Raw genomic sequence first — 12,149 nt, forward strand, 5'->3', positions numbered from 1 at the left:
CCGGTGAGGGAATAGGACCATGACGCTTACCCTATATTATCATCCCTTCGCCTCCTTCTGCCAAAAGGTGCTGATCGCGCTTTACGAAAAGGAGATCGAGTTCGAGCCGCGGCTGATCGATCTTGGCGATGCCGCCCAGCGCGCGGAGCTCAGCCGGCTGTGGCCGCTCGCGAAATTCCCGGTGCTGCGCGATACGGCGAGCGACGTCATCCTGCCCGAGTCGAGCCTGATCGTGGATTATCTCGACCGCCATCGGCCGGAAACCATCCGGCTGCTTCCCGATGATCCCGAGGAGGCGAGGAGGGTGCATCTTTGGGATCGCCTGTTCGACAATTATGTCGCGACGCAGCTCACCAAGGTCGTGACCGACCAGTTCCGTTCCGAGGGCCGCGACGATCCCGACGGAGTCGAGCAGGCGAAAGCGACGATCGCGACGGCTTACGGCATCATCGACGAGGAGCTTGGGCGCGGCGGCCGCTGGATCGCCGGTGACGGCTTCACGCTCGCCGACTGCGCTGCCGCGCCGGCGCTGTTCTACGCGAACATCGCCGTGCCGTTCGAGCGCCACGAGGCGCTGTCGGCTTATTATCAGCGGCTGCTGGCGCGGCCGTCGTTCGCGCGGGTGATCGAGGAAGCGCGGCCGTACCGCACCTTGTTCCCGCTCGAATGGCCGGCGGATTATTGAGGATCACCGCGGATCCTGTTTCCGCGCGAAGTGTGCAGTCGCCCAAAATGACAAGTGCCCGGGCATCGCTGCCCGGGCACCCGCGTGATGATCCGGTCGCCCGGTCACCAACCCCCTGAAGAATGTCTGGCCCGCTCGCTACCTCCCCTCGCAAGAGGTCGCGGGGCCTAGACCCTCCCCGAACCGTGGCCATTCGGCTTACGTTTCGAGCCTTGACGCTAGGCAAGGCAAAATAGCTTGTCATTGGGAATCGCCGACGATCGCTCATTTGGCGCTCATTTGTGCGGCGGCTGTGGCGTCGCCGCCACAGCGGACATGGCGGATCGGGCAGGGGCAGCAAGGCACAATCCGGACCCACCATTGCCGAAACAAAGTGTTTCGACAAAAGGCGGTCACCCTCTAGAGAGTGGCGCACCTCAGCTCTAGCCGGACCGACCTCCTCGATGCGCCTTTCCCGCTACTTCCTGCCCGTCACCAAGGAAACGCCCGCCGACGCCCAGATCGTCAGCCACAAGCTGATGCTCCGCGCCGGCCTGGTCCGCCAGACCGCGGCCGGCATCTACGCCTGGCTGCCGATCGGGTTCAGGGTGCTCAAGAAGATCGAGCAGATCGTCCGCGAGGAGCAGGACAAGGCCGGCGCGATCGAGCTGCTGATGCCGACGATCCAATCGGCCGACCTGTGGCGCCAGTCGGGCCGCTATGACGCTTACGGCCCGGAGATGCTGCGCATCACCGACCGCCACGAGCGCGAGATGCTCTACGGGCCGACCAACGAGGAGATGATCACCGCGATCTTCCGCGACGCCGCGAAGAGCTACCGCGATCTGCCGCGCACGCTCTACCATATCCAGTGGAAGTTCCGCGACGAGGTCCGCCCGCGTTTCGGGGTGATGCGTGGCCGCGAGTTCTTGATGAAGGATGCCTACAGCTTCGACCTCGACGAGGAAGGCGCACGGCTGAGCTATTACACCCAGCTCCTCGCTTATCTGCGCACCTTCCAGCGGATGGGGATCAAGGCGGTGCCGATGAAGGCCGCGAGCGGGCCGATCGGCGGCGATCTCAGCCACGAATTCATCGTCCTCGCGCAAAGCGGCGAGAGCGAGGTCTTTTACGACAGCGCGTTCGACGGCTTCGATTGGCAGCAATCGGAGGTCGATTACGGCAGTGCGGAGGACCTCAGCCGGTTGTTCGATCAGGTGAGCGGCATGTACGCCGCGACCGACGAGACGCACGATCAGGCGCGCTGGAACCAGGTGCCCGAGGCCCGCCGCCGCGAGGGCCGCGGCATTGAGGTCGGCCACATCTTCTCGTTCGGCACCAAATATAGCGCGAGCATGGGGATGACCGTCCAGACCAGGGACGGCGGCCAGGTCCACCCGCAGATGGGCAGCTACGGCATCGGCGTGTCGCGGCTCGTCGGCGCGATCATCGAGGCGTGCCACGACGACAATGGCATCGTCTGGCCCGATGCGGTCGCGCCTTTCAAGGTCGGGTTGATCAACATGCGCGCCGACGATCCTGCCTGTGCGTCGGCCTGCGACGATCTTTATCGCCGCCTCGGCGCCGCGGGCGTCGAAACGCTCTACGACGACCGCGACGAGCGGGGCGGCGCCAAGTTCGCGACAATGGATGTGATCGGCCTTCCCTGGCAGCTGATCGTCGGTCCCAAGGGTCTCGAGAAGGGAATCGTCGAGCTGAAGCAGCGCGCGACCGGCGAACGGCACGAGCTTTCGGCGGAGAGCGCGCTCGGCAGGCTCGCGGCCGCATGATCCTCTCCCGCTACGAGCGCATGATCGCCAAGCGCTATCTGCTTCCCGGCCGCGGCGAGGCGTTCATCTTCCTGGTCGCCGGCATCAGCCTGGTGGCGGTGATGCTTGGCGTCGCGGCGCTGATCATCGTGATGAGCGTGATGAACGGTTTCCGGGCCGAGCTGTTCGACAAGATCGTCGGCCTCAACGGCCATGCGGTGGTGCAGGGCTATGGCGGCCGCCTACCCGACTGGCGCGACATCGTCCGCGAGGCCCGCGCCACGCCCGGCGTGACCTCGGCGCTGCCGCTGATCGAGCAGCCGCTGATGGCAAGCTACGAGGGGCGGGTCGAAGGCGTGATCGTGCGCGGCATGCAGCGTGAGGACATTCTCAGCAACCCGACCTTGCAGGACAAGGTGCTGTCGGGCTCGTTCGACAGCTTGCGCCCGGGGACCCAGAACGTCGCGATCGGCGCGCGGCTCGCCGAGGCGCTGGGCGCCACGGTCGGCGGCCAGATCAGCCTGATCAGCCCGCAGGGCCGGACGACGCCGTTCGGCACCGTGCCGCGCATCGTCTCCTACAATGTCGCGGCGATCTTCGAGGTCGGGGTCTATGATTACGACAAGGCGTTCGTGGTGATGCCGATCGAGGACGCGCAGACCCTGCTGATGCTCGGCGACGCGGTCGGCATGGTCGAGGTCCAGACCGTCGACGCGGACAATGTCGGCGCGATCCTGGCGCCGCTCGCCGCCAAGGTCTCGCGCGAGGCGGCGGTGGTCGACTGGCGGCAGATGAACGCGACGTTGTTCGAGGCGCTCGAGGTCGAGCGCATCGCGATGTTCGTCGTGCTTTCGATCATCATCCTCGTCGCGGTGTTCAACATCCTCTCGTCGCTGATCATGCTGGTCCGCGCCAAGACGCGCGACATCGCGATCCTGCGCACGATGGGCGCGACACGGCGCGGGCTGATGAAGGTGTTCATGACCGTCGGCGTCACGATCGGCGTGCTCGGCACCGCCGCCGGCATGCTGCTCGGCGCGATCTTCCTCTTCTTCCGCCAGTCGGTGGTCAATTTCATCCAGTTCGTCACCGGCCAGAATTTGTGGGATCCGTCGATCCGCTTCCTGACCGAGCTTCCGTCCAAGACCGATCCGTTGGAAGTGACGGCGATCGTCATCATGGCGCTCGGCTTCAGCTTCCTCGCGACCCTCTATCCCGCCTGGAAGGCGGCGAGCACCGATCCGGTGCAGGTGCTGCGCTATGAATGAGGTGCTGAGCGTCGCCGGCCTCAAGCGCAGCTTCGAGCAGGCGGGGGTCACGATCCACGTGCTGCGCGGGGTCGACCTCAATGTTCAAGCCGGCGAGATCGTCGCGTTGCTCGGCCCGTCGGGCTCGGGCAAATCGACCTTGCTGCAAGCGGTCGGGCTGCTCGAGGGTGGCTTCGAAGGATCGATCCGCATCAACGGCGAGGAAGCGGCAAGCCTCGACAGCGATGCCCGCACTCGGCTGCGCCGCGACGCGCTCGGCTTCGTCTATCAATTCCACCATCTGCTGCCCGATTTCAGCGCGGAGGAGAATGTCGTGCTGCCGCAGCTGATCCGCGATGCGGAGCCGGCGCAGGCGCGTGAACGCGCCGCATCCTTGCTCGGCACGCTGGGACTGGCGGAACGGCTGACCCATCGTCCGAGCCAGCTTTCGGGCGGCGAGCAGCAACGGGTCGCGGTCGCGCGTGCGCTCGCCAATCGTCCCGCACTGGTGCTCGCCGACGAGCCGACCGGCAATCTCGACGAGGCGACAGCCGACATCGTCTTCGCCGAATTCCTGCGCCTCGTCCGCGGCGAGGGCAGCGCCGCGCTGGTCGCGACGCATAATGAACGGATCGCTGCAAAGATGGACCGCGTTATGCGTTTGCACGACGGAGTGCTCGAATAGCCACGGTGGCTCGGGCATTCCCAGTAGGCGTGGAGCGACGAACAATGCGAGAATCCTGGTTTTTCATGCGGTCGGCGATCGCCGTCGGCGTGCTTCTGTCCGCCTCAGGCTGCGGCTGGTTCAAGCCGAAGGAGGAGCCGGTCGCGAAGGCCGAGCTCGCCGAGCGCAAGGAGGAGGTGCAGGACGCCTGCGCCTCGTCGGCGGCTTATGAGAAGCTGAAGCGGATGGCGTTCGACGAGGCGATCGGCGTCCCCAATGCCGACGCCAAGAACCTCGAGACCCTCGCCAATTCGGCGGTGGTGCGGATGGAGACGCCGGTCGCCGTCAGCCGCGACGAGGTGCTCAACGTGACGAATTGCACTGGCCGCTTCATCCTCGAGCTTCCGCCCGGTGCCGAACGCGGCTTCGGCGGTGACCGCAGGCTGGTCGCGGACATCGCCTATACCGCCCATGCCGCAGCCGACGGCAGCGGCTTTGCCTACCGGATGAGCGGCGCTGAGCCGATCGTCGCCAGGCTCGCGGCGTTCGACATGCAAGGCCGGCCGTTCGCGCCGCCCGTGCGTGTCGCCGCTGCTGCGCCGCCACTTTCAACCGATCCGACGAATGTGATCGTGGCGCCAGCGCCGCCTTCGCTGCCGCCGCAGCCGTCTCCCGCGCCGCCGCCGCCGTCGCGCCCGATCGAAACCGCGCGCGATGCCGGGCCCACAGGACCCAATCCGAGCTTCAACTGCCGTTACGCGCAAACGCGCAGCGAACGGATGGTGTGCGGCGACGCCGGGCTGGCGCGCCAGGACCGCTCGATGGCATCGCTTTATTATTCGGCGATGGCGGACGCCGATGGGCGCACCCGGGCCGAGCTGCGCCGGACGCGCGACCGCTTCCTGGCCTATCGTGAACGCTGCCCCGATCCTGCCTGTGTCGCCGAAGCTTATGGCGGGCGGATGCGCGAGATCCGCGACATCGTGGCGGACGGGGAATAGCAGCGCCGCCGCGCGCTCTGTTCCGGTTCGGGGCGAGACACTTGCGCGGAATCTCCCTCGATGCCGCTTTGACTCGTGCAGCCGATGGGATAAGATCGCGATTCGAGGGGTTTAGTTGCGTGGCTGGGGGGCTTTTATGCGTGTATCCCCAATTGCTCGCCTGACAACCACGGGCATGGCCGCGATCATGGCTGCGATCATGGCTGCGGTGACGGTCGGCGCTTGCGATCAGCTGGAGAAGAAGGAATCGCCGCGCGCAGCCGCTGTGGCGCAGGTTCGCCACACGCTTCGGCACAATGCCTGCGCTTCGCGCATCGCCTATGTCCGGCTGACCAAATATGCCTTCGACGAGGCCATCAAGATCCGCAACGCAGATCCGGTCAATCTCGCGACGCTCGCCGCTTACAGCGTCGTGCGGATGGAGGCCCCGTTCGTCAAAAGCCATGATCCGACTCTCGACGTCACCGTCTGCAGCGGCCGCTTCATCTTGGACGTGCCGCCGGGGGCGGAGCGTGGCTTCGGCGGCGAACGGCGGCTGATCGCCGATATCGAATATGCCGCCCAGCCCGCCGCCGATGGCAGCGGGCTCGTCTACCATGTGCGCGGCGCCGAGCCGATCATCTACAAGCTGGCGGCGTTCGATCTTCGCGCGAAGGCTTATGGTCCGCCGATTGCCGGCGAGCAGGCGCGGCTGGCGTGGCTTCCGAAGGACGGCACCGCACCCCTCCCAAGCGAAGACGGTCAGCAGCCGTTGCCGACCAAGACCCTTCAGGCCGCTTACGACGCGGCGGACCAGCTCGAGGCTTCGCCTCCCGTCAAGCTCGCGGCCCGCGAAGTGCCGCTGGCCGGCGTTCCTATGCTGCCCCTCGAGCCGAAGACAATCGAAGGACGGGCTCGGGACGCCAAAGCCGCGGCGGCACCCGCGCTGAAGGTGGTGCGGCAAGCCGCTGCCGTGCCAAAGCTTCCGGTGAAGGCGCAGCTGGCCAAGCCCGTGCAGGTGGCGAGCGCTGCGAGCACCGGCAGGCCGCGCCCGCTTCCGACGGCGAAAATTTCCGCGAAGCGGGATGTCGTGCCGCCTGCCGCGGGGACGGCCAAATCCACGGCGAAGCCGGTACAGCAGGCCCGGTCCGAGGCGAAGGCGAAGGACAAGCTTGCACAGCGGGCCGAGAAGCCGGCCAAATCTGCATCCAAGCCGGTGCAGCAGGTGCGGTCGGAGGCGAAGGCCAAGGTCAAGCTTGCGCAGCGGGCCGAGAAGCCTACCAAAACCGCAGCCAAGCCAGTGCAGCAGGCCCGGTCGGAGCCGAAGGCGAAGGTCAAGCTTGCGCAGCGGGCTGAGAGGCCGGCCAAAGCCGCAGCCAAGCCGGTGGTCGAGGCCAAGGCGAAGGCGAAGCGGAGCGGCAAATCATCCACGGCGTCGGCGCTCGCCGCGAAATCCGCGGAAAAGTGGGTTCGCCAAGCTGCGGCGACCGTCAAATCCAAGCCAGTGCGCGAGGCGCGCGCCGATCGCAGCGCCAAGGCCAAGCAGTTGGCTCGGCCGGCGACCGAAAAGCGCTCGCGCGGAACCGAGCCAAAGGTGATCCGCGAAGCCAAGGGGCCCGGAGCCAATGCGAAATCGGTCGCGCAGGCACGTGCCGCGGCGAAGCCCAAACCATCGCGCCTGGGTGAGCTCCAGGCCGTGCTGGCGCGTCTCGAGCCGGTGGAAGCGAAGCGGGTGCTGGCATCCGCGCGAAAGCCATCCACGCCCGCCGCCGCGCAGACTGTCATCACCAAAGCATCCGGCAAGGCAAAGGCGACGAAGCCGATCACTTCGCAGCTCGCGCAGGCGACGCCGACACCGAAATCCGAGCCTGCGCCGAAGCCGAAGCCAAATCTGGTCCAGCAAGTCGCGGCGCCCAAACCTGTGGCGACGCCGCTTCGCAGCGCGTCGCGCTCCAGCTGCAGCTTCAGCCGGACACCGAGCCAGTATCTGATTTGCTCCGACCGGCGCCTGGCTGCGCTCGACCGCCGGACTGCGTCGCTGATGGCGGCCGCGATGAGCGATGCCGATGGCTGGACGCGGGCCGAGCTCTCCCGAACCCGCAACCGTTTCATCAGCTGGCGCGATCGCTGCCGCGACGAGGCATGCCTCGAATCCGCTTATACCGATCGAATGGCCGAAATCCGCGAGATCATGGCGGAGGCCCGCTACTAGACCCGCGCTTGGTGGATGGGCCAGGCTGGCTCCATTAGCTGTGGAAAAGACGCGGGTTTGTGTTCCCTTGAGCGGCGCCGCACCCCATAATGTCTTCATGCCCGCGCCCTACGTCCCGCTGCGAATCTTCTCCTGCTATACGATGCTCGAGGGCGCGATCGAGCCGAAGGCGATCGCCAAGCGCGCCAAGCAGCTCGACTTCCCGGCCGCCGCGCTCACCGATCGCAACGGCCTTTACGCCGCGATGCCGTTCAGCGACGCCTGCGCTGCCGAGGGCGTGCAGCCGATCATCGGCACGATGCTGGCGATCTCCAGGCCGGGTTCTGGCCCCGGCGGTGCCCGGCCCGCGGGAGCGGAGGGCAAGCCGCCCTTGCTCGACTGGCTTGCGCTTTATGCCCAGGATGAGGAGGGCTATCAGAATCTGTGCGCCTTGGTCTCCGACGCGCATCTCGGCCGTCCGGTTGAGGAGGCGGCGCATGTTGCATTTGACGCGCTCCAGGGCCGGACCGATGGCTTGATCGCGCTCACCGCGGGAGGCGAGGGCGCGCTCGCGCGATTGCTTGCCGAAGGACAGGCGCAAGCCGCCGGCGACTATCTCGATCGTCTTCAAGAGCTGTTCGCCGGCCGGCTCTACATCGAGCTCTGCCGGCGCGGCGATCCGGTCGAGGAAGCCGCCGAGGAGGCGCTGATCGATCTCGCTTATGCGCGTGATCTGCCGCTCGTCGCGACCAATCCTGCCTGTTACGCCGATGCGGCATTCCACCAGGCGCATGACGCGATGCTGTGCATCGCCCAATCGAGCCAGATCGACCGCGACGATCGCATCAAATCCTCGCCCGAAGCGTGGATCAAGCCACCCGCCGAGATGCGCAGGCTGTTCGAGGACCTGCCCGAAGCGATCGACAATACAGCGGTGATCGCGCAGCGCTGCGCGGTCGGTGCGCCCAAGCGCAAGCCGATCCTGCCGAGCCTTGCCGGCAACGTCGAAGCCGAGGCCGAGCAGCTCCGGCGGGACGCGCGCGATGGGCTCGAAGCGCGGCTTGCCGCTTATGACGACCTCCGCGCCGAGGAGCGTGAAGCCTATTTCACCCGGCTCGACTATGAGGTCGAGATCATCGCCGGGATGGGCTTTCCCGGCTATTTCCTGATCGTCGCCGACTTCATCAAATGGGCCAAGGAGAATGACATTCCGGTCGGGCCGGGCCGCGGCTCGGGCGCCGGCTCGGTCGTCGCCTGGGCGCTGACGATCACCGATCTCGATCCGATCCGCCTCGGCCTGCTGTTCGAACGCTTCCTCAATCCCGAACGCGTGTCGATGCCGGACTTCGACATCGATTTCTGCGAAACCCGCCGCGGGGAGGTGATCCGCTACGTCCAGCAGCGCTATGGCACCGATCGGGTCGCCCAGATCATCACCTTCGGCAAATTGAAGGCGCGCGCGGTGCTAAAGGACACCGGCCGCGTGCTGCAGATGAGCTATGGCCAGGTCGATCGGCTCGCCAAGGCGATACCCAACCACCCGACCGATCCCTGGACGCTCGAGCGGGCGCTGAACGGCGTTTCCGAGCTTGCCGCCGAATATAAGAACGACCTCGCCGTTCGCCGGCTGTTCGATCTGGCGATGAAGCTCGAAGGCCTACCGCGCCACAGCTCGACCCACGCCGCCGGCGTGGTGATCGGCGACCGCCGGCTCGACGCGCTGGTGCCGCTCTACCGCGACCCGCGATCGGACATGCCGGTCACTCAGTTCGACATGAAATATGTCGAGGCTGCGGGCCTGGTGAAGTTCGACTTCCTCGGGCTCAAGACCCTGTCCGTCCTGCAAAAGGCGGTGCAGATGCTTGCCCGCCGCGGCATCCACGTCGATCTCGCGCGCCTGACCTGGGACGATTCCGAAGTCTATAAATTGCTCCAGCGCGGCGAGACGGTCGGCGTGTTCCAGCTCGAGTCCGAAGGCATGCGCCGCACGCTGGCGGCGGTGAAGCCGACCAGCTTCGAGGACATCATCGCGCTCGTCTCGCTCTACCGGCCGGGCCCGATGGACAACATCCCGATGTTCGGCGCGCGCAAGAACGGCCGCGAGCCGATCGACTATCCGCACCCGATGCTCGAGGATGTGCTCAAGGAGACCTACGGCATCTTCGTCTACCAGGAGCAGGTGATGGAGGCGGCGCGGGTGCTCGCCGGCTACAGCCTCGGCGAGGCCGATCTGCTGCGCCGCGCGATGGGCAAGAAGATCAAGAGCGAGATGGACGCGCAGCGCGAGCGCTTTGTCTCCGGTTGCGCCGCGCATGCGATCGACCGGCCCAAGGCGAACGAGCTGTTCGACTTGATCGACAAGTTCGCGGGCTACGGCTTCAACAAGAGCCACGCCGCGGCCTATGCGCTGATCGCCTATCAGACCGCCTGGCTGAAGGCGCACCACCCGGTCGAATTCTACGCTGCGTCGATGTGCTTCGATATGACGCAGACCGACAAGCTCGGCATCTTCACCGACGACATGCGACGGCTCGGGATCGCCTGCCTGCCGCCCGACATCAACGCCAGCGAAGCCGAATTCAGCGTCGAACCCCATGGCGAAGGCCATGCCGTGCGCTATGCGCTCGGCGCGCTCAAAGGCGTCGGCGAGAAAGCGATGGAGCAATTGGTCGACGAACGGCGCGCGAGCGGCGGGTTCACGTCGCTCGACGATTTTGCCGAACGAATCGACCCGCGCGTCCTCAACCGCCGCCAGCTCGAAAGTCTCGCCGCCGGCGGCGCGTTCGACAGCGTCGCGCGCGAACGGGCGGCGGTGTTCGCCGCGGCCGAGACGATCCTCGCCCATGCCTCGAGCGCGGCCGATGCCCGGATCAGCGGCCAGGGCGGCCTGTTCGGCGAGGGCGGCTCCAACGTCGTCCCGATCCGCATGCCCGCGTCGGCAAGCTGGACCTTGGCGCAGCGCATGGCGCAGGAGAAGGAGGCGTTCGGCTTCTACTTCTCGGCGCATCCGATCGACCGCTATCGGCACCTCGCCGACGCCCATGGCGCGAAGAATTTCGCCGATCTCGGCGCGCTGCCCGCGCCCGCCGACGGCGGCCGCTCAGCCTCGGTGATGGCCGCTCTGGTCGAGGAGGCGCGCTGGCGCACCTCGGCGCGCGGCCGGCGCTATCTGCTCGCGACGATGTCCGACGCATCGGGGCAGTTCGTCGCCACCGTGTTCGACGATGCGATTGCGGCGCAGATCGAGGATGCCGCCAAGACCGGTGCCTGCGGCCTGCTCAACGTCGAGCTTGACCGCCGGCCCGGCGAGGAGGCGCCGCGCGTCACGATCAAGAGCATCCAGTCGTTCGAGAGCCTTTCGAAGCGCACCCGGCTGCAGCTCGAGATCGAGATCGAGAATGACAATGTGCTGCCGCTCCTCGCCGCCGCCATCGCGGGCGAGCGTGGCGGCAACGGCCAGCTCAAATTGCGCGTGCCGATCGCCGGCGGCCACGCCGATCTGGTGCTCGGCCGCGACCTCAAGCTCGACGCCGAAACCGCGGCGCGGATCGAGCGGATCGACGGCGTGACCTCGGTCCGGCTCTCGGTCGCCGAAGCACCGCGTCTAGCACTGGTTTCCTGACGGCGCCTCGAACGGCCCGATCGGCGGGATCGCAGCCGTCTCCTTTAAGACGAACGCGGCAGGCTAGGGGAAGATCGCGCCCTCGGTGGTGCCGTGGCGCGTCACCCGGTCGTAATCGACATCGCGCTGGGCGATCGCCCGCACCGCCGCCGCCGCCGCGGCTTCGGCGTTGGCGCAATCGCTCGCCCGAATGGCGGCGATGACGTCTCTGCGATGCTCATAGGCATAGCGGACATGGCGGGCTTCATGGGCGTGGACCGCGGCGAGGAACGCTCGCCAGCGCGCGCGCAGCTCCGGGGTGAGGTCGCGCTCGCTCACCAGCCGCGGCAGCAAGGTCCGCGCGCGGAAATCGATCGACGGCTTGGAAAGATCGCAGCCGCCGCCGGGGCGCGCGCGCCAGCTCCAGTGCATCGACCAGCTGCTGAGCGCCGCGACGGGCATATCGTCGTTGGGATCGCGCGGCTGCCGCGCGTCGAGCGAGCGCCGGATCTCGTCCGCCGTGCGCCCCGAGACGTCGTAATAAGCCAGTTCGAGGTTCGGGATGCCCGCGAACGGCGACGGTGCCCGCGTGCCCGGCTGGCGCGGATCGTTCGCGCAGGCGGCGACCGGCAAGGCGCAGATCGATGCCGCCGCCCACAGGCGCAGGCGGGCGAGGAACGTGGTCGGCGGGGCGGGGCGCTGTGGCGTCATCGACCCTGGTTAGGGCGATTGCGGCAGAGCATCAACGGCCGTGCCGCGCGCCCCGCCGCTGCGTCAATGATGAAGCGCTTCCAAGACGTGCTGCTCGAAGCCCGGCAGGTGCGCGAGGTGCCTCAGTGCCCACCCCTCAATCCCCTCCCGCAAGCGGGAGGGGAGGCTGCTCGCAGATGACACTCCCCCCTCCCGCTTGCGGGAGGGGCAGGGGGTGGGCTTCGGTTCCTCCAATCCAAAAATCGCGCGGGGGGGAAGGCACCTTTGTGCCCACCCCATGCATCCGCGTCGCGGCCGACATATCCTCCCTCCCGATTGCGGG

8 protein-coding genes are annotated in these 12,149 nt (G+C 67.1%); 7 read left to right on the forward strand and 1 reads right to left on the reverse strand.

The genetic code is table 11. The features are described from left to right. Positions 1–19 precede the first annotated feature (19 nt). From V6M48_RS05825 to dnaE, 7 genes are all read left to right on the forward strand, one after another. On the forward strand, positions 20–685 hold the full coding sequence (locus V6M48_RS05825) for a glutathione S-transferase family protein (RefSeq protein WP_332811586.1): 666 nt from the start codon (positions 20–22) through the stop codon (positions 683–685). A 443-nt stretch (positions 686–1,128) separates the two neighbouring features. Beyond that, positions 1,129–2,454 (forward strand): proline--tRNA ligase, encoded by a 1,326-nt coding sequence (gene proS / locus V6M48_RS05830; RefSeq protein ID WP_332811587.1) that lies wholly within the window; start codon positions 1,129–1,131, stop codon positions 2,452–2,454. Further along, on the forward strand, positions 2,451–3,701 hold the full coding sequence (locus V6M48_RS05835) for a lipoprotein-releasing ABC transporter permease subunit (RefSeq protein ID WP_332811588.1): 1,251 nt from the start codon (positions 2,451–2,453) through the stop codon (positions 3,699–3,701). Before proS ends, V6M48_RS05835 begins: the two co-directional genes overlap by 4 nt. Continuing rightward, positions 3,694–4,365 carry an ABC transporter ATP-binding protein gene (locus V6M48_RS05840; RefSeq protein ID WP_332811589.1) on the forward strand — a complete coding sequence of 224 codons (672 nt, stop codon included), beginning with the start codon at positions 3,694–3,696 and terminating at the stop codon, positions 4,363–4,365. Before V6M48_RS05835 ends, V6M48_RS05840 begins: the two co-directional genes overlap by 8 nt. Positions 4,366–4,409: 44 nt before the next feature. Continuing rightward, complete coding sequence (locus V6M48_RS05845; protein WP_332811590.1) at positions 4,410–5,345, forward strand: lysozyme inhibitor LprI family protein; 936 nt, start codon at positions 4,410–4,412, stop codon at positions 5,343–5,345. Positions 5,346–5,532: 187 nt separating this feature from the next. Continuing rightward, positions 5,533–7,536, forward strand: a complete 2,004-nt coding sequence (locus V6M48_RS05850) for a hypothetical protein (protein ID WP_332811591.1) — start codon at positions 5,533–5,535, stop codon at positions 7,534–7,536. 97 nt (positions 7,537–7,633) lie between these two features. Then, entirely contained in the window at positions 7,634–11,137 is a 3,504-nt protein-coding gene (dnaE, locus tag V6M48_RS05855) for a DNA polymerase III subunit alpha (RefSeq protein WP_332811592.1), read from the forward strand. A 63-nt stretch (positions 11,138–11,200) separates the two neighbouring features. Here the strand turns inward: dnaE and V6M48_RS05860 are convergent, their stop codons facing one another. Continuing rightward, positions 11,201–11,827, reverse strand: a complete 627-nt coding sequence (locus tag V6M48_RS05860) for a DUF922 domain-containing protein (protein WP_332811593.1) — start codon at positions 11,825–11,827, stop codon at positions 11,201–11,203. Positions 11,828–12,149: the final 322 nt, after the last annotated feature.

It is taken from the genome of Sphingomonas sp. (genome assembly GCF_036677245.1).
GTDB lineage: Bacteria > Pseudomonadota > Alphaproteobacteria > Sphingomonadales > Sphingomonadaceae > Allosphingosinicella.